Origin of the sequence: Bacillus sp. USDA818B3_A (assembly GCF_009928415.1) — a bacterium.
GTDB lineage: Bacteria > Bacillota > Bacilli > Bacillales > Cytobacillaceae > Neobacillus.
Genome location: NZ_JAABNN010000006.1, coordinates 135,360 through 152,624 on the forward strand (window position 1 = coordinate 135,360; position 17,265 = coordinate 152,624).

A 17,265-nucleotide genomic window follows, 5' to 3' on the forward strand; every position below is an offset into this window, starting at 1 on the left:
AAATGCTAATCGATGACCCTTGCGACATCGCGGCCGCATTGTTTGCATTTACCTTTTAAAACAATTCCTGCCGGCGAATCCTCAACGACATATTTTTCAATGGTGACTGCCTCCGAACATGAACTACACCATACATTTTGCTCTAGTTTTTTACGTATCTCCTTTGGAATAGCCAGCCATTTTTTATTTGCAGAAAATGATGTCACTGTTTGATCATTACTCATTCTTACAACTCCTCTCTTAATAAGTACTGCATTTTTGTTATGTATTCTATTTAAACATTTTAATTGCTCTAAGTAAAAAGAAAAACGCTAAACTCGAAAGTTTAGCGTTTTGTTTCGTCCTATGTAATAGTCCACACAATTCCACAAGTTAAGGCTGCTGCGTTCCCGCCCTGACCTGATTCCTTGTGTCCTTGTTGAACTATGACTCCGCAGGTAGGACTCGAACCTACGACCGATCGGTTAACAGCCGATAGCTCTACCACTGAGCTACTGCGGAATAATGGTGCCGGCTAGAGGACTTGAACCCCCAACCTACTGATTACAAGTCAGTTGCTCTACCAATTGAGCTAAACCGGCATATATCCTTACGTCATGATTATATTATACAAATTAGCGATAGCCTATTCAATACCTTTTTGAATTTTTTCTGCAAAATATTTAAGATGTTTGAGTGGAAATGACGGGAGTTGAACCCGTGTGCAAAGACCTTGCCGCTTATACTTCTACGAGTGTAGTCAGTATATTTCATTTCACTGGCTTCTTTAGCCTACTGACAGGCATTGAAACAGCTAGTCTGGTTAGTCTCTTCCTAAACCCTCAGGACGGCGGGTTTCGGCGTAGTCCACTTGAAATGAGTCCCTTCCCTCCACATGGACGATGGAGGACGGAACCGCTAGCGGCCTAAATTAGGCTGCGAAAGCGAAGTTGTTGTTTGATTTGCCAGTTATTAGGCTTTATCGTTTTTTACGAGGACGATACCCCCGACTCGCCATATAAGTTCAAACGATCCCTGTCGATACCAAGACATTCCCATATTTTAATGGCAGAGAAGAAGGGATTTGAACCCTCGCGCCGGTTACCCGACCTACACCCTTAGCAGGGGCGCCTCTTCAGCCTCTTGAGTACTTCTCTGTATAAACACTTACCCGTAAGTTCCGTCGAAGAACTTACAAGAAGAATATATCATCTCTTCTCATTCGATGGAAGCTGTAAAATTTGGTAGTCCAAAAGTACTAATAATAATCATTGCATGATCTAATGACTCTTACGAAGAGTTTTTGGCTCTTCTCGTGTATAATTATTTTATATCACTCATAGAAAGGTTTGAGAAAAATGATTATATGTGAGTATGAACATAGCTTTATCATGATTTCTCAACACGACCATGCAAAAATATCAGGTGAAATTGCCCGAAATTGGAGAGATGACTTATTTAATGGTATAGACAGAAAAGAAGATGTAGTTCTTTCTATTTATGAACATGATCGAGGTTGGATTGATCTAGATTCTACTCCTTTATGGAACGACCAAGAACAAAAACCCTTCTCTTTTGAAAACTACCCAATGGAAGCGAAAACTACTTCCTATAAAAAAGGAATAGATGAAGTAGCACAAAGTAATAAGTATGCCGGTCTTCTTTGTAGTTTGCACTTTGCTGCTTTTTTTAAAAACGAAACCGATCCAATCGGAAAAGCATTTATGAAAAAGGAAATAAAAAGACAGCAGTGCCTTTTAAATGAACTAGGGATACAAGGGAAGAAAAATAAAGAAGAGGTATTAATGTACCATCTTGACATGTTAAGGTTTTGCGATAACCTTTCCCTGTTTATTTCATTAAATAAACCCGGCGAAAATGCGCATCCCTTCTTTCGCAACGGATTTCCACAATTATTCCCTTTCGCAAACAATCAACCCATTCATGCACAATGGACAAACCAAGAAACCGTTTCGCTTTCAATTTCACCTCTTAAAAAAGAGTTACTGGTTCACTTAATATTTAAAGAAGTAAAGAAATCGGATATAAGGTTGAACGGATTAGTGCAAAGTTATATCCAATCACCTTCTTCTATAAGGACTGTCACGTTTATTTAAAAGAGATTATTTTAGATTATATAAAAAAGCACAAAACTCAAAGAGTTCTGTGCTTCAATACCATTTTATGTAAATAACCCACACAATTTCACTAGTTATGGCTGCTGCGTTCCCGCCCTGACCTGTTCCTAGTGCCCTTGTTGAGTTATGACTCCGCAAGTAAGGCAAAGAACCTACCCGCCTGAGTACATCTGTATGAAGAACTTACAAAACAAATATAGCATCTCTCAATATTGAAAGGAACCTGTAAATTTTGGTAAAGTAAAGCCTAATTATTAAATTATTTAGAATGATTTTGTTTTATGGTAAAAGTACCAAGTGATATGGAAACACTGGGGACAGAAAGATCCTGACATTTATTTAACTTTTTCCACTGTAACTCCGGCCCATTCTTCATAGCACTTAATCACAGCACTCATATCTTCTGTACCATAACCTTTGGCTTTCGCCATTTGAAAAAGTTCTTTGACTATGGCAAGAACGGGTGTAGAAACTTCTAACTCTTTGGCCACCTCGGATGCTAAACCTAAATCTTTATGTATTAGATTGGTCATAAAATGAGGAGTAAAATCACGATTTATTATTTTAGGTGCTTTATTGTCTACTTGACCGCTTCTTGCTCCTCCGCCATTGACAACTTTGACAAAAATTTCTGGGTCAATCCCTGCTTTTGTTGCCATTGTAACGGCTTCTGTGAACGAAATTAAATTAATAGCAGACATGATATTATTAGCTAACTTCGTATAAGAGCCCTTACCATGTTCACCCATATAATAAGCACCTTGCCCGGCCGCTAAAAACAAAGGCATACATTTTTCAAAAATATCTTTTTTACCACCTACCATAAAGGTAAGAATTCCCTCAATAGCTTGCGGCTCACTGCCAGTAACTGGAGCATCAAGCATTTCCACCTCATGCTGTGATAGAGCGCTTGCCATTTTTTTGCTTGTTGATGGAGAGATTGTACTTGAATCGATCACGATTAATCCTGGATGCGCACCGTAAATAATACCATTTTCTCCAAGTACTACTTCTTCAACTGCAGCATCGGCAGTTAGCATCGTGAATACGATATCACTTTGCAAAGCCACCTCCTTTGGAGAACCAGCAGTGATAGCCCCTTCTCTCTTTAAATCATTCATTTTCTCTTTTGTACGATTAAAAACCGTTAGTTCATAACCATTTTTAAGCAAATTCTTTGCCATTGGAAGACCCATCGTTCCTAAACCGATAAAACCAATTTTCATTTATCTAACACTCCTCTAGTTAAAAAATAAGTCCACTCTAAAATTCAACCAACACATCCTAATTTCCTTCAGGATAGTTGATTTTCTTTCCATAAAATAACCGGAAGCCAAATTTGGCTTCCAGTTTAAGATTCACCCCCTCTTATAATTCAAATCAGCTTTAAACATAATGAACCAATATAACTAGTATATTCAAAGTATTTGTGGAGAGGTATCTTATGTTTTTATTTGGTTAGAATGACTCGTATAAATAGATAAATGGGAGGCTTTTATGGTTGGTCTTATCTTCTCCATCGGTATTTTCAATCTAATAGCACTAAAAATTAAAAAGAAGCTTTCTATCAGTCAAATGGTCCATATTTGGGTATTTACTATTGCACTCCAAACGATCTTTGATGTATATATTGATCTTAAATATCATGGTTATTGGTATTTCTCTAAAAGTGTCGATTGGAATTCGTTTTTAGTACTTATTTTTTTAGTACCGCCAGTAAATGTTATTTTTCTAAATTTCTTTCCTTATAAAAAGGAACTAATGAAGAAAATATTGTATATTGCCGGATGGGAGATTGGATTATTACTTTACGAATCGATGACGTTATTTCCAGAGCCTTGGGGGTATTTCCATTATGGATGGTGGACGCTATGGCATTCGCTATTTTTAAATCCCATCCTTCTATTAATATTGGTTGGTTATTATAATTGGATTTGCAGATTAGAAAAAAAGAGTATAACTAACAATGAATTAAAGTATTAAATGAACAAAAAGGAAAAAGAGTATCTATCTTTCTTTTCCTTTCCAAATGGAATCTACTTTCATAGACCCACTCTTCATAAGGAGGAAAGAGTATGACTGAAAAGCTGACCGAGGAAGAGTTACATAAGATTATTGAAAGAAGAAGTACAGGAAAAACAAGCTTTGCTGAATTTTTGGAGGAATTAGTGAAAATCGGGGTATCCCAATACACGATTAATGTTGCTACAGGTCAAGCAACCTATAAAGGTGAGCACTCAGAGCTAGAGACTGACCCACAAGTTGACTTCATAATTTCAGATCAATTTAATCGGGATCAAGCATTAAAAGCAATTAATTATATAGCTCTCCCCTTTTTAGACTTTCTTCGCGAAATAGCTAATGCAGGAATTTCAACCTATACTGTAAATATAAGAGAGAAAAAGTCCATTTACTTCGGAATGAATGGTGATCAAATAGTAGAACCACTTCAACTTTAAGCATTTAAAGGTTTACGATTACGCAAAATAAATATTGGACAAGATAATTGAAGTTTTTTTCATTTCTATCTTCTCTATGAAAATAAATAAAGCTGCCAAAAGACAGCTTCCATTATTTTGTATTCAGATTATGATTTAACTGGCCCACTGTTTTATTACTTGTTCTTTTGCGATCTGATTAATCTCTTCTTCTGTTTGATCTTTGGTAGCCAATACATTCGTTTGATAAGTTTTACCATTAAGTGTTACATAGATAGTGTAGTTGTACATTTTTTCATTCTCCTTTATTAAAACTTATGTGAATTATATTTGTATGTTTTTATTCGTTTTTTAACTTTTTTTATTTTACTAATAAAATTATTCAGAGGAAAGTTATAAAAAAAGTCATGATTTGACAAATTGTCGATTTAATACCTAATAGATAGAATGGCTGTAATCGTTAATGAGGCGTAAAGTCAATAAAATCAGTAAGCGTTTTATTGATCCTAATTTCTTATCTGATTTCTTTCATCTCTATTAGTGCAGAATAATGTCGAAATTTATTGAATAAAAGGTTTTGTACAAAAAGATAGTGGTCTCATCTCTTGGGAGGAAAAAGTTATGCCTGCGACGGACGGTTTGGTGTTTATATATAATTCCACACAAAAAAAGCCGTTTCCCAAATATGAGAAACGGATAATAAACTATACTCTAGTATTGATTAATTGAATAACTTACTCAGAAATATATAAAATAAGTTGCTCTACTTGATTAGATAAACTTTTTCCTAAGAATTACTTAACTCACATGGTGCTGATATCAATTACGAATCGGTACTTCACATCTGAAGCTAATACTCGTTCATAGGCTTCATCAATTTGGTCGGCTGAAATGACTTCAATCATCGGAGCAATGTTATGCTCTGCACAGAAGTTCAACATGTCCTGAGTTTCACGAATGCCTCCGATCATTGACCCTGCAAACGAGCGGCGATGACCGATAAGAGAGAATACATTTAGTGAAAGCGGCTCGGCAGGTGCACCAACATTTACTAGAGTACCATCCAGAGTTAGCAGTGAGATATATGCATCAAGGTTAATCTTTGCACTCACCGTATTAATAATAAGATCAAACGTGCCGGCAAGTTTTTGGAATGTTTCCTCATCGCTTGTCGCATAGTAGTGGTCTGCCCCTAATTGCAAGCCATCGTCCTTTTTCTTCAATGTTTGAGATAAAACAGTGACTTCAGCACCCATAGCATGGGCAATTTGGACAGCCATATGCCCCAGGCCTCCCATACCAACAACCGCTACTTTCTTACCTGGGCCAGCTCCCCAATGGTTTAATGGCGAATAGGTTGTAATACCTGCGCAAAGTAATGGGGCAGCCGCATCAAGCTCGATGTTATCAGGAATTCTAACTGCGAACTCTTCTGTTACGACAATATGGGTAGAATAACCACCTTGTGTAGGCTCGCCATATTTGTCAACACCAGCATATGTAGGGACATTTCCTTTAAGACAGTATTGTTCTTCCCCTTTACGGCAGTTCTCGCATTCACCGCAGGAGTCAACCATACAGCCAACCCCTACCCTGTCACCGATCTGGTACTTTGTAACTTCTGCTCCTACAGCTGTGACAATTCCGGCAATCTCGTGTCCAGGTACGAGCGGATAGTTTACGGGACCCCATTCGCCGTGGGCTGTATGAATGTCAGAATGGCAGATGCCTGCATATTTAATTTCAATCAAAACATCACGTGAATCAAGATCACGACGGTTAATTTCAGCTGCTCGGAACGGTTTGTCAGGACCGTCGACAGCTCTTGCTTTAGCAGTAATCATTAAAAAACCTCCAAAAAATATATTTCAAGAGAATAAACTTTTAGTAGATGTAAATGGGAATGCAGATCAAAATTCCACTTTTCTCCTCTTTTCTTCCCTTTTTTTCTCTTGCAAAACTATGGTAACCCTTATAGTTAACTCTAAGTCAAGCAATTAACTATTTTTTTATTGAAGTTCTCCGGCCAATCAGATTCCATTTCAAAAATATTAACAAAAGCTATCAATACTTTTTTAATAGATATACTACCTTCCCTTTAAGATGAACTTTGACATCCAGCAAATAGCGTGATACGATCCTCTTTATTCATAGAGTTAACTCTAAGTCTAGTCTATATTATGAAGAATCGGGGGATAAATGATGAAGACCTATTCGATCGGCGAAGTCGCAAAAGAATTAAACCTCACGCCATATACCTTGCGTTACTACGACAAGGAGGGTCTTATTCCTTTTGTAGAACGGACATCAAGCGGAACACGATTGTTTAAAGAATCTGATATCGCCGCTTTAAAAGTAATTGAATGTTTAAAATCCACCGGGATGCCAATCAAAGAAATTAAAAGTTTCATTGATTGGTGCTCTGAAGGAGATTCCACATTGCAGCAGAGATATGACATGTTTATGGAAAGAAAAGCTACAGTGGAAGCACAGATAGAGGAACTAAGAAAAACGATAGAGGTCATTGAGCATAAATGCTTTTATTACAAGACTGCATTGGATGCCGGTACGGAAGACATTCATAGAAATAATAAGATGGAAATTCCCATTACAAATTAAAAAAGCCCCCTGTTTATTATAGATAGACAGGGGGCTCTATTTATATCACTTACACTATAATTAGGAATTCACTACAACAATTTTTCCATTAGCTTTATTACTTTCCATCAGGAGATGCGCCTGGGCGATTTCATCGAGTGGGAACACTTCAGCAATGGGAACGTCCATTTTATGTTGTGCAATATGTCCGAACAGTTCGACGAGCAATTTCTCTTTAAAATTCACTCCGCTATCAAACTGAGTAAAATAGGCCCCAGAAGGAATATCAATCATAGGCTCAAAGTTGTCCGCCACCCATTCACCACCCAGGATCCCTGTCATACATAGGATTCCATGTTCAGCGAGTAACTTAAGTGAACTTTTTAATGTGACAGTCCCTACTAGTTCTAAAACTTTGTTCACGCCATTTGGAAAAAGAGAGAATAGTTGTTCTGATAAGCTATCATCATCAAGTAACACAAAATCTGCACCATATACTTTTAAAAATTCCTGCTTATTTGTGTTTCGAGTAGTCGAAATCACAATAGCACCAGCACTTTTAGCAAGCTGCAGCGCAGCTAGTCCGATAGAGCTTGTTCCCCCGCGGATAAGTAAAGTTTCTCCTTTTGTAACTCGCAGTGTATCAAAAAGGGAAGCGTATGCCGTGTAATACATTTCGGGAATGGCCGCCAGTTTTACCCAGTCCATATCATTGTTAATCGGGTAAACTTGGGAGGCTGGTATTAGGGCGTATTCTGCGTAGCTCCCATCAAACTCACGTCCAAGTCCCCCCATCAGGGATACAACCCGCTGACCTTTTTGAAAAGAACTATCTGATGGATCTGCAATTTCTCCTGCACATTCGATTCCAATAATTCTCGGGAGCTTGACGGACGGAGAATCCCCCTGTCGAGTAAAAATCTCCGACCGGTTAATACCGAACGCCTTAATTTTAACCAGCACCCACCCAGGCTTTACTTCTGGAACCGGAACTTCCTGTACAGCCAATTCACTTGCCGTACAGGGTTTTTCCAAAACAACTGCTTTCATGTTAACTCCTCCTTATCCATTATTTCTTCAGAAGACCTTCCCTGGTTAAGAAGTCCCTCGCCACATCTTCGGCTTTTTTTCCTTTGACACCCACTTTATAGTTCATTTTTTGCATTTGGCTGTCGGTAATCTTTCCAGCTAGTTTATTCAATGCTGGTACAATCTCTGGGTATTTTTCGATCGTTTCTTGCCGCAATAAAGGCGATCCTTGATAGGGCGGGAAGAAATGCTTATCATCTTCAAGCACCACCAGGTGGTATTTTTGCAGTTCACCATCCGTTGAATAGGCATTCATCAGATTCACTTTGCCTGATTGGATAGCATGATATCTTACAGACGGATCCAATGTCACCACCTTAAAATTCAATCCATATTTTTGAGCCAAACCGGGATACCCATCCTGTATGTCAGCAAACTCAGGGTCAAAACCAGCCGTTACATACTGTTCAACTTTTACAAGGTCGGAAATCTTTTTCAGATGATACTTTTTTGCAAAATCTTCCGGGACCGCTATGGCATAGGTGTCATTAAATTTCATCGGAGATAGCAATGTCATGTGATATTTTTTTGCCATCCCTTCTTTTGCCTGGGTGTACACTTCTTTACTGTCTGTACTAACAGGATTCTCTTTTAGAAAATTGATTATGGCAGTTCCCGAAAACTCCGGATAAACATCTACATCCTTCGATTTCAATGCATTAAAAACAAAGGTCGTATCGCCTAGACCGGTTCTTAACTCCACATTCAAATCTGTATTTTCTTCGATCAGTAATTTATACATATTGTCCAGTATTTCAGGCTCCGGACCGAATTTTCCAGCGACGACAATCGGCTTTTGCTCCTTTTGAAGAAAGGCTGGACCAAGCATTGATCCAACGATAAGAACGATCACTAGCGCGAAAGCAACAGATGCCGCCATGATCTTTTTAAAAGAAATTCTTTCGAGTCTTCGGAGCAACAGATCAAAAATAATCGCTAATAGTGCGGACGGCACAGCTCCTAGGATAATTAGTGAATAATCATTCCGGGATATTCCAAGTAGAATAATATCCCCTAATCCACCAGCTCCAATCAGTGAAGCAATTGTGGCCGTTCCTATTATAAAAATGGCAGCTGTTCGGATCCCCGCCATAATGACAGGCATCGCTAAAGGCAGCTCGACTTTTAATAATCTTTTTCTTCTATTCATTCCCATCGCACTAGCGGCTTCCAATAAGGAAGGTTCTACTTCTTTAATTCCCGTATAGGTGTTCCGTAATAGTGGAAGGAGAGCATAAGCGATTAGCGCGATTACGGCAGGGATAGTTCCTATCCCGAATAATGGAATCAAAAGTCCTAATAAAGCTAAAGAAGGGATGGTTTGCAGCACACCAGTAATGCCAATGATATATTCAGCCAATCTTTGTTTTCTTGTTAAATAGATTCCTAGTGGAATCGCAATAATTAATGAGAAAAAAAGAGCGATTAACGAAATTTCAATATGCTGTAAGAGAGCGGTAAGAAGCTGGGATTTCCTTGCTGCTAATACACTTATTAAATTATTCATGAGCTTGCCCCCCTTCTCTCAAATAGTGGGACATGACTTTAAGTGCATGTTGCCTGTGGATTATACCAATTACTTTTCCATTGTCTTCTACAGAAATTTGTTCGAACATTGCAAGATACTCTACTGCCTCATCTACCCGCGTTAATAAAGAAATGGTCTTCGTATCAGATGAAATTTCCTGTCCTGCTTGAACAGGTGTAATAAGTTCATTCAACTTAATAGTTAAATGACGGCTGCCAACGAAGTCACGCACAAAATCATTGACAGGATTGGTTATAAATTCGTGTGGAGTGCCAATCTGAACAATTTCACCCTCTTTCATCAAACAAATACGATCTCCTAGCTTTAGAGCTTCCTGCATGTCATGGGTAACAAACACAATTGTTTTTTTCAGGTTTCGTTGTATTTCAAGCGTATCATCCTGCAATTTTTCCCGGCTAAATGGATCAAGCGCACTAAAGGGTTCGTCCATTAAAATAATTTCAGGATCCGCAGCTAAAGCTCTTATAACACCTACTCGCTGCTGTTGTCCGCCCGAAAGTTCACTAGGTTTGCGATTTCGATATTCTTTTGGGTCAAGATCTGCCATTTTCAGCAATTCATCCACCCGATCAGCAATCTTTTCTTTGTCCCAATTGATTAGTTCAGGTACAACGGCAATATTTTCAGCAATGGTCATGTGTGGAAAAAGTGCAATTTGCTGAAGAACATAGCCAATATTCCAACGAAGTTCATTGATATCATAGTCGCTTATTTTTCGACCATTTATCCACACCCGCCCTTTTGATAAGTCAATGAGGCGATTAATCATTTTTAAGGTCGTTGTCTTTCCCGAACCACTAGGTCCGATTAAGACAAAAAATTCGCCTTTCTTTATTTCAAAATCTAAAGATTTCACAGCAAAGGTCCCATTAGGAAATTGTTTCGAGACATGTTCAAAACGGATCATTTTTACCTCTCCTTTTTTTTAGTAGCTTACCCTATCTCAATCTCTTATAAATTTCAATTAGATAGATATCTATGTATTGCACGAAAAAAATGAAAGCTTTTAAGATTTTTCTAGCAACTATTCTACCTGATTTCCCCCTATTGACGCTGTATTACATTTCATCACGTTTTTTATTATATATAGATATCTATGTTTTTTCAAATAAAAACAGGTTTATTTGCTTTCTTTTTCACGTTATGACCTAGTCAAAAATAAAACAGTACAGCGACCGCTGACCATTAAGTTCAGGAATACTATGACTTTCAGAAATAACCTTATATCTATAAAACAATAAATGGCAAATATTCTATGCTATAATAAAAAACAAAAAATTGTAATTAGATTGGACTAGAGGTGAATGAAATGTATTGGACTCCATTATTTGAAAATGATGTACCAGTAGCACTCTTCTGCTCTTAATAGCGTGAAGGTGACTACATCTCTCCGTTTAGAGCAGGATCAAAAAGGATTAATAACGGAGGGTACAAAAATGAAAAATACCTTATTAGGTTCTTTATATTTAATTTTAGCTTCAAGTATTTGGGGCGGAATGTACGTTGTTGTGAAAGTTGTAGTATCGGTTATACCTCTGCTGGAACTTGTGTGGATGCGATACCTAGTGGCCATTGTTGCTCTCCTATTTATAGGTCTTCTTACAAAACAAAATTGGCGAATCGAAAAGCGTTATTTCTTAATCATCATAGCCATTGGGATTATTGGTAATGCTATTTCAATCGTGGCCCAGGAAACTGGTACTATGCTTTCCACCGCACAAATGGGAGCGATGATAACTTCTTCTACCCCAGCATTTATGGTTATATTTGCACGCTTAATCCTTAAAGAACGGTTGACGTTAAAAAAGGGAATCTCTGTTTGTTTAGCAACAATGGGGGTCCTTCTTATTGTGGGAATTGGCGATATAAATATGTCTAGTAAACTTGGCGGGATTTCACTATTTATTGCAGCTGTTACATGGGCGCTTATGTCTGTACTCGTCAAGCGATTACCGAGTGAATATTCACAAATTGTGGTAACCACCTATTCCATTTTGGTTGCTTTAATCGTGTTGACTCCTTTTGTTGAGTTACAAAAAGTTAACCTATCTCAACTGACTCACCCGGCCATTTGGGGAGGACTTTTATATTTGGGTATTATTTCAACAGCGAGTGGATTTCTGCTTTGGAATCGTGGATTACAAATGCTTAACGCCTCAAGTGGTGGGATATTTTTCTTCTTCCAGCCCCTGGTTGGGACTTTACTTGGCTGGCTTATACTTGGCGAGAGCATAGGTGTCACCTTTTGGATAGGCACGATCTTAATTTTCGCTGGTGTTTTATTCGTCATCTTTGAGAAACAATAATAATTAAAAACTCTGATTTCCTTCTTTATCAAAGGAAATCAGGGTTTCTTTTTTAAAAAAACTATTATCTAGAAATTAAAGCACCAACTACTGGATGAGGAACATAAGGCTCTTCTAAATACGCCACTTCTTCAGCCGTTAATTTAACCGATAACGCACCTGCTGAATCTTCAAGATGAGAAATTTTCGTCGCACCGATAATCGGAGCGGTGACTGGTTCTTTCTGCAGTAACCATGCTAGTGCAATTTGGGATCTAAGTACACCATGTTTTTTAGCGATTTCCGCCACTCGCTCTACCACAAATTGGTCGTTATTTTCGGTAGCACCGTATTTAGATTTTTGAGTTGCATCGGTTTCAGAACGAAGCGTGTCTTCCGACCAATCACGGGTTAACCTACCCGATGCAAGCGGGCTGTATGGGATCACGCCGATTTTTTCTTCCCTACATAACGGCAGCATCTCCCGTTCCTCCTCACGGTAAATGAGGTTAAGATGATTCTGCATCGATACAAATCGGGTCCAGCCATTTTTCTCAGCCACATGGTTCGCCTTCAAAAACTGCCAGGCATACATGGCTGATGCACCTATGTATCTTACCTTACCCGCCTTCACTAGATCATGGAGGGCTTCCATTGTCTCTTCAATTGGTGTGTGGTAATCCCATCGATGAATCTGGTACAGATCCACATAATCCGTTCCAAGGCGTATAAGACTCTTATCAATTTCGCTCATAATATGTTTTCGGGATAATCCTTTGCTGTTCGGACCCATGCTGTTTAAATCTTTGCCTAACGGAAAATAAACCTTTGTTGCAATGACCATTTCATCTCGATTTGAAAAATCTTTAAGAGCCCGCCCGAGAAATTCTTCACTCGTCCCATCTGAATAAACGTTCGCAGTATCAAAAAAATTGATCCCTAACTCAATTGCTTTTTTAATAACTGCACGACTGCTCTCTTCATCTACTACCCACGGATGCATCCAACGTTCCTTTTCTCCAAAACCCATACAACCTAGACAAAGCCTGGATACATCTAACCCCGTGTTACCAAGTTTGGTATATTCCATTTAAAGTCCTCACTTTCCAATTAAACAAATCTTTTTAATCTTACATTTTCAGTATAAAAATATACGTGATTCTTACAATTGTTAAATGAGCACAATTTGTTTATTAATGAACACATCTGTTAAAATTGTTCAATAAATTCTTTATTTTTATCAAAATATAAACGACGTACACCTCTATTTATATTTGACTAACTGATTAATATAAGGACCATTCCCATAAAAAACACATAGGATAATCTGTATAATTCTGTGAAGGGATTGAATAAGGTGTACAATAACCCATGGATGTATCCATACCCATACCAATCTAATAATTATCCTGCTAATTTTTCCAACTATCATCATTATACAAGACAGCCTTATCACTGGAATGTTAATGATAATGGTGCGAGTTATAGGGAAAAAGATTATGGGCGGAAACCATTTGTAATTAATATTAATGAGGCTGCGAAACAAAACAATACCTATCGTACTGCTATATGGACAGGAAATCATTTACAAGTTACTTTGATGAGTCTTAATGTTGGAGAAGATATCGGTTTAGAAATTCACCCGAACATTGACCAATTCTTAAGGATTGAACAAGGTCAAGGCGTTGTTCAAATGGGCAAGAGTAAAGACCACTTAAACTTTGTTCAAAACGTTTATGATGATTTTGCCATAATGATCCCTGCAGGCACTTGGCATAATGTAACGAATACAGGTAATATTCCTATGAAATTGTATTCTATTTATGCTCCTCCACAACATCCTGCTGGCACGGTTCATGTAACTAAGGCACAGGCATTAGCGGCGGAACGATAGAATACTAATTACCCGCGAACAGGACTTTACTCCTATTCAGAGTAAATCCCCTGTGCGTGGGTATTTCTTTGTAATGTTTATAATGGTGGTATTATTAATCTTTAAAAAAATGGCAAGATACAGTATTTAAGGCCTCAGTGAAGTAGCCAGGATAGAATGTCCTCCCCGTAAGGCCTCAAACCTGTAGACGACTAATACTCCGATGGCTTCTTCTTATAAGATTTTAATCTTTCGTATTCATCCATGCTAATCTGTAAAATGGTACCGTGTTTAAAACCATATGGGAACTTAAAGGATTGATCAGAACGAATGAATTTACCATTCGATATTTGGTCTGCGATGAAGGGAACATAACCTTGCTCTTCTGCGGAAACTCCATAAAAATCCAAGAATAAGCACCATTTACCATCTTCTAATTTAACTGCTGTCGGAGCTTCATATTGTCCTTCTAGCAGCGACTCCATGCTTTGATCAAAGTCTTCAATCTTCTTAAATGGTCCAGTTATATTCTCTGATTCCATTAGAATAATTCTTTCAGGATTCTTTTCACTTTTTAAAAATAAATAATACTTTCCATCTTCTTCATACATGGCAGAATCAATGACTCCACTATCTTCTTTCTGATACAGTAATTCAGCTTTGGTAAAATGGACAAAATCTTTTGTTCTGGAATAATAAATTCCTTTTTCGCCATAGTTATTGGAGCTATGGGAAGATGACCAATGAATGACGTAATCATCATTTCTCTTATCATAAATAATATCAGGTGCCCACAAACAGCCGAAATCTTCGTCTCCCAGTTTGATCATTCTTTGCTCTGACCAGTGAATCAGATCATCAGACTCCCAAAGAACTAGGCATTTGCTGCCGTTTCTGCCGATTTCATCCCATGAATGATGATATTGATTCAACATACCATAGGACAAACTAAGGTCAGTTGCTAAAATAACAAATTTGCCTTCTTTGGTTCTAGCAATTGTAAAATCTCTAACGCCCTTATCACCATAGTAACTCCATAATACAGGATTTCCGTCATTTACCTCTTCCCACATGAAGCCGTCCTTACTAACTCCAAAATAAACCTGTTCTCCATCCGGTGTTCTTTTTTCTTTAAAGTGTACAAATAGGTAAGCTTGCATTTTTTCTTATCCCTCCAAAGATATCTTCTATATGTATCTTTTTTATACACTTTTAAAAATTCAATTAAAAATGAAGAAGTCCTTCTTTTCACTGAGGTATAGGAGACAATTAAAACATTTTACTTCATATTTACAAATTCATTAATATTGTCCCGATGTCCAATAACAGCTAACTTATCTCCATCATTCAAAATTTGATCTGGAGAAGGTGAAATGAACAATTCCTGATCTTTAACGATTGCAATCGCAGTTAGATCATATTTTGCTCTTAAATCAAAATCTCGTAAACTTCTCCCCGACATACTTCCAGGGATGACAATTTCCTCTATATTGTATTCATTTGACAATTCAATATAATTCAATACATTAGGTAACAGCAGCTGATGTGCTACACGTGCCCCCATATCTCTTTCAGGGTGTACAACCCAATCTGCACCCACTTTTTCTAATACTTGTCCATGGCGTTTATTAAGCGCTTTTGCAATTACTTTTTTAACGCCTAATTCTTTTAAAAGTAAGACGGTTAATATACTCGCTTGCATGTCGTTTCCAATTGCAACAATCACATAGTCAAAATTACTTATACCGACAGATTTAAGAGACTCTTCTTCAGTGGAATCAAGGATAACGGCATGAGTAACAAATCCTCTTCCACCTTCGACCCGGTCATCATTTATATCAATCCCCAACACTTCCTGGTCTGCTTCATATAGCTTAGATGCAATACTCGTTCCAAATCGGCCTAACCCAATAATTGCATAACTCTGCTTTGTCATAACTTGCATTCACCCCATAAGAAAACATATGACTAGCCAATTAATATTTTTTCTTCTGCATATCTTACTTTTGATTCCTTTTGTGTTTTTAAAAGTGCAAAAGCCATTGTTAAGGGCCCAAGTCTTCCTATAAACATCATGATAGTGATCAAAATTCTGCCGATTGGAGTTAAATCCATTGTAAAACCGGCTGATAGACCAACGGTTCCAAAGGCGGAAATCGTTTCAAACAGGATTTTGCTCATTTCTGCCTTTTCATTATAGGTCAGTAAGAAAAAAATGATAAAAATGAAAGTGATGGCAGCCACTACGATGGATAAAGCCCGGTTCACATACTGCCAGGAAATTCTTCTTTTAAAGATATTAACATCGTTTCGATTGGTCAGAACCGTCCAAAAGGCGATCATGATGATGGCGAAAGTGGTTACTTTTATCCCGCCTCCTGTTGAACCAGAAGAAGCTCCAATAAACATCAAGGCCATCATGAATACTTGAGATGAAATGGTCATTTGTGAAATATCTATCGTATTGAAACCTGCTGTTCGAGGCACAACTCCTTGGAAATAGGATGCCCAAAGTTTATCTCCTAACCCAAAGTTTCCTATCGTCTTTGTATTATCATATTCTGAGGCCAAAATTATTAATGTTCCTACAATGTTTAGAATAAGTGTCATCAATAAAGCAACTTTGGAGTGCAGAGATAATTTACGTAAAGATTTCTTATTAATTAGATCCAAAATCACCGTAAAGCCTATACCACCAATAATAAAAAGAAGTGTGATAACAATATTAATAGTTGGATCCCCAACCCATTTACTAAGACTATCCGATTCTAAACCGAAGCCAGCATTATTAAAGGATGAGATAGAATGGAATATTCCATAATAAATGGCTTTCTTCAATGGCATCTCGAAAGACCATCTTATCGTTAAAATAATGGCACCAACCAGTTCAACAATCAGAGTAATGAGTATAATCCGCTTTACTAGATGAACTACTCCTGAAAGTGTGAATACATTTAATGAATCTTGAAGTAATAAACGCTCCTTTAATCCGATTCTTTTCCCCAAAATAATGAACATGAATATCCCTGTTGTCATAAAGCCCCAACCGCCTATTTGGATCAAACAAAGAAGAACGATCTGTCCAAATAAGGTAAAGGTTGTTCCTGTATCTACAACGGCTAACCCTGTCACACAGACAGCAGAAGTTGCCTCGAATAAAGCATCTATAAAATTAAGTCCACGTCCATGTTCATGGGTTGCAATTGGCAGCATAAAAAGACAAGTTCCTAATAAAATAAGACTTCCAAAACCAATAACAAGAATTTGAGCGGGATTCAATTTAATTAAATTCACTTTCCTTTTCAGCAATTTCATA

17 protein-coding genes, 3 tRNA genes and 3 other RNA genes are annotated in these 17,265 nt (G+C 37.7%); 6 read left to right on the forward strand and 17 right to left on the reverse strand.

Annotated features, from left to right (window positions below; translation table 11 throughout):
* Positions 1-5: 5 nt before the first annotated feature.
* The 6 genes from GXK58_RS13270 to GXK58_RS13295 form a co-directional block, all read right to left on the reverse strand.
* Positions 6-224, reverse strand: coding sequence for a hypothetical protein (locus GXK58_RS13270; protein WP_160723579.1), 219 nt, complete (start codon positions 222-224; stop codon positions 6-8).
* 120 nt (positions 225-344) lie between these two features.
* An RNA gene (gene ffs / locus GXK58_RS13275) (signal recognition particle sRNA small type) lies at positions 345-430 on the reverse strand.
* Positions 430-501: transfer RNA gene (locus GXK58_RS13280), tRNA-Asn, on the reverse strand. Before GXK58_RS13280 ends, ffs (GXK58_RS13275) begins: the two co-directional genes overlap by 1 nt.
* A gap of 4 nt (positions 502-505) precedes the next feature.
* Positions 506-581, reverse strand: a tRNA-Thr gene (locus tag GXK58_RS13285).
* A gap of 92 nt (positions 582-673) precedes the next feature.
* Positions 674-1,036: a transfer-messenger RNA gene (gene ssrA, locus GXK58_RS13290) on the reverse strand.
* A gap of 9 nt (positions 1,037-1,045) precedes the next feature.
* Positions 1,046-1,136, reverse strand: a tRNA-Ser gene (locus GXK58_RS13295).
* Positions 1,137-1,337: 201 nt separating this feature from the next.
* Here GXK58_RS13295 and GXK58_RS13300 point away from each other — a divergent pair.
* Entirely contained in the window at positions 1,338-2,096 is a 759-nt protein-coding gene (locus tag GXK58_RS13300) for a DUF3891 family protein (RefSeq protein WP_237389668.1), read from the forward strand.
* Between the two features lie 67 nt (positions 2,097-2,163).
* Here GXK58_RS13300 and ffs (GXK58_RS13305) read toward each other — a convergent pair.
* An RNA gene (gene ffs, locus GXK58_RS13305) (signal recognition particle sRNA small type) lies at positions 2,164-2,248 on the reverse strand.
* Positions 2,249-2,452: 204 nt separating this feature from the next.
* A complete protein-coding gene (locus tag GXK58_RS13310; RefSeq protein WP_160723583.1) occupies positions 2,453-3,343 on the reverse strand; it encodes an NAD(P)-dependent oxidoreductase in 891 nt (296 codons plus the stop codon).
* A gap of 271 nt (positions 3,344-3,614) precedes the next feature.
* On the opposite strand from GXK58_RS13310, the gene GXK58_RS13315 reads away from it, so the two are divergent.
* A complete protein-coding gene (locus tag GXK58_RS13315; protein ID WP_160723585.1) occupies positions 3,615-4,100 on the forward strand; it encodes a hypothetical protein in 486 nt (161 codons plus the stop codon).
* A gap of 92 nt (positions 4,101-4,192) precedes the next feature.
* On the forward strand, positions 4,193-4,576 hold the full coding sequence (locus GXK58_RS13320; protein ID WP_160723587.1) for a DUF1398 family protein: 384 nt from the start codon (positions 4,193-4,195) through the stop codon (positions 4,574-4,576).
* Positions 4,577-4,711: 135 nt separating this feature from the next.
* Here the strand turns inward: GXK58_RS13320 and GXK58_RS13325 are convergent, their stop codons facing one another.
* Complete coding sequence (locus tag GXK58_RS13325) at positions 4,712-4,846, reverse strand: BA3454 family stress response protein (protein ID WP_160723589.1); 135 nt, start codon at positions 4,844-4,846, stop codon at positions 4,712-4,714.
* A 512-nt stretch (positions 4,847-5,358) separates the two neighbouring features.
* Positions 5,359-6,399: an NAD(P)-dependent alcohol dehydrogenase gene (locus GXK58_RS13330; protein ID WP_160723591.1), complete on the reverse strand. Its 1,041-nt coding sequence runs from the start codon at positions 6,397-6,399 to the stop codon at positions 5,359-5,361.
* A 358-nt stretch (positions 6,400-6,757) separates the two neighbouring features.
* Between GXK58_RS13330 and GXK58_RS13335 the strand changes: the two genes are divergently transcribed.
* Positions 6,758-7,174, forward strand: coding sequence for a MerR family transcriptional regulator (locus tag GXK58_RS13335; RefSeq protein WP_160723751.1), 417 nt, complete (start codon positions 6,758-6,760; stop codon positions 7,172-7,174).
* 60 nt (positions 7,175-7,234) lie between these two features.
* Here GXK58_RS13335 and GXK58_RS13340 read toward each other — a convergent pair whose 3' ends face one another.
* From GXK58_RS13340 to opuFA, 3 genes are read right to left on the reverse strand one after another with little or no spacing between them, the layout of a single operon-like run.
* Positions 7,235-8,203: a zinc-binding alcohol dehydrogenase family protein gene (locus GXK58_RS13340; protein ID WP_160723593.1), complete on the reverse strand. Its 969-nt coding sequence runs from the start codon at positions 8,201-8,203 to the stop codon at positions 7,235-7,237.
* A 19-nt stretch (positions 8,204-8,222) separates the two neighbouring features.
* Positions 8,223-9,749: an osmoprotectant update ABC transporter permease/substrate-binding subunit OpuFB gene (gene opuFB / locus GXK58_RS13345; RefSeq protein ID WP_160723595.1), complete on the reverse strand. Its 1,527-nt coding sequence runs from the start codon at positions 9,747-9,749 to the stop codon at positions 8,223-8,225.
* The gene (gene opuFA / locus GXK58_RS13350) at positions 9,742-10,698 is read right to left on the reverse strand and encodes an osmoprotectant update ABC transporter ATP-binding subunit OpuFA (RefSeq protein WP_160723597.1); all 957 of its coding nucleotides are present in this window, start codon (positions 10,696-10,698) and stop codon (positions 9,742-9,744) included. The genes opuFB and opuFA overlap by 8 nt, the downstream gene beginning before the upstream one ends.
* Positions 10,699-11,227: 529 nt before the next feature.
* Between opuFA and GXK58_RS13355 the strand changes: the two genes are divergently transcribed.
* A complete protein-coding gene (locus tag GXK58_RS13355) occupies positions 11,228-12,097 on the forward strand; it encodes a DMT family transporter (RefSeq protein WP_160723599.1) in 870 nt (289 codons plus the stop codon).
* Positions 12,098-12,161: 64 nt separating this feature from the next.
* Here GXK58_RS13355 and GXK58_RS13360 read toward each other — a convergent pair whose 3' ends face one another.
* The gene (locus GXK58_RS13360; RefSeq protein WP_160723601.1) at positions 12,162-13,166 is read right to left on the reverse strand and encodes an aldo/keto reductase; all 1,005 of its coding nucleotides are present in this window, start codon (positions 13,164-13,166) and stop codon (positions 12,162-12,164) included.
* Between the two features lie 267 nt (positions 13,167-13,433).
* On the opposite strand from GXK58_RS13360, the gene GXK58_RS13365 reads away from it, so the two are divergent.
* Positions 13,434-13,970 carry a cupin domain-containing protein gene (locus GXK58_RS13365; RefSeq protein WP_237389659.1) on the forward strand — a complete coding sequence of 179 codons (537 nt, stop codon included), beginning with the start codon at positions 13,434-13,436 and terminating at the stop codon, positions 13,968-13,970.
* Positions 13,971-14,161: 191 nt separating this feature from the next.
* Here GXK58_RS13365 and GXK58_RS13370 read toward each other — a convergent pair whose 3' ends face one another.
* From GXK58_RS13370 to GXK58_RS13380, 3 genes are all read right to left on the reverse strand, one after another.
* A complete protein-coding gene (locus GXK58_RS13370) occupies positions 14,162-15,109 on the reverse strand; it encodes a glycoside hydrolase family 43 protein (protein ID WP_160723603.1) in 948 nt (315 codons plus the stop codon).
* Positions 15,110-15,228: 119 nt separating this feature from the next.
* A complete protein-coding gene (locus GXK58_RS13375; RefSeq protein WP_160723605.1) occupies positions 15,229-15,885 on the reverse strand; it encodes a potassium channel family protein in 657 nt (218 codons plus the stop codon).
* 32 nt (positions 15,886-15,917) lie between these two features.
* Positions 15,918-17,264 (reverse strand): TrkH family potassium uptake protein, encoded by a 1,347-nt coding sequence (locus GXK58_RS13380; protein WP_160723607.1) that lies wholly within the window; start codon positions 17,262-17,264, stop codon positions 15,918-15,920.
* Between the last annotated feature and the right edge of the window lies 1 nt (position 17,265).

Excerpts from the sequence above, each read along its gene's own strand:
- GXK58_RS13270 (WP_160723579.1), bottom strand. The coding sequence starts at position 224 with ATGAGTAATGATCAAACAGTGACATCATTTTCTGCAAATAAAAAATGG.
- GXK58_RS13300 (WP_237389668.1), top strand. The coding sequence starts at position 1,338 with ATGATTATATGTGAGTATGAACATAGCTTTATCATGATTTCTCAACAC.
- GXK58_RS13310 (WP_160723583.1), bottom strand. The coding sequence starts at position 3,343 with ATGAAAATTGGTTTTATCGGTTTAGGAACGATGGGTCTTCCAATGGCA.
- GXK58_RS13315 (WP_160723585.1), top strand. The coding sequence starts at position 3,615 with ATGGTTGGTCTTATCTTCTCCATCGGTATTTTCAATCTAATAGCACTA.
- GXK58_RS13320 (WP_160723587.1), top strand. The coding sequence starts at position 4,193 with ATGACTGAAAAGCTGACCGAGGAAGAGTTACATAAGATTATTGAAAGA.
- GXK58_RS13325 (WP_160723589.1), bottom strand. The coding sequence starts at position 4,846 with ATGTACAACTACACTATCTATGTAACACTTAATGGTAAAACTTATCAA.
- GXK58_RS13330 (WP_160723591.1), bottom strand. The coding sequence starts at position 6,399 with ATGATTACTGCTAAAGCAAGAGCTGTCGACGGTCCTGACAAACCGTTC.
- GXK58_RS13335 (WP_160723751.1), top strand. The coding sequence starts at position 6,758 with ATGAAGACCTATTCGATCGGCGAAGTCGCAAAAGAATTAAACCTCACG.
- GXK58_RS13340 (WP_160723593.1), bottom strand. The coding sequence starts at position 8,203 with ATGAAAGCAGTTGTTTTGGAAAAACCCTGTACGGCAAGTGAATTGGCT.
- opuFB (WP_160723595.1), bottom strand. The coding sequence starts at position 9,749 with ATGAATAATTTAATAAGTGTATTAGCAGCAAGGAAATCCCAGCTTCTT.
- opuFA (WP_160723597.1), bottom strand. The coding sequence starts at position 10,698 with ATGATCCGTTTTGAACATGTCTCGAAACAATTTCCTAATGGGACCTTT.
- GXK58_RS13355 (WP_160723599.1), top strand. The coding sequence starts at position 11,228 with ATGAAAAATACCTTATTAGGTTCTTTATATTTAATTTTAGCTTCAAGT.
- GXK58_RS13360 (WP_160723601.1), bottom strand. The coding sequence starts at position 13,166 with ATGGAATATACCAAACTTGGTAACACGGGGTTAGATGTATCCAGGCTT.
- GXK58_RS13370 (WP_160723603.1), bottom strand. The coding sequence starts at position 15,109 with ATGCAAGCTTACCTATTTGTACACTTTAAAGAAAAAAGAACACCGGAT.
- GXK58_RS13375 (WP_160723605.1), bottom strand. The coding sequence starts at position 15,885 with ATGACAAAGCAGAGTTATGCAATTATTGGGTTAGGCCGATTTGGAACG.
- GXK58_RS13380 (WP_160723607.1), bottom strand. The coding sequence starts at position 17,264 with ATGAAATTGCTGAAAAGGAAAGTGAATTTAATTAAATTGAATCCCGCT.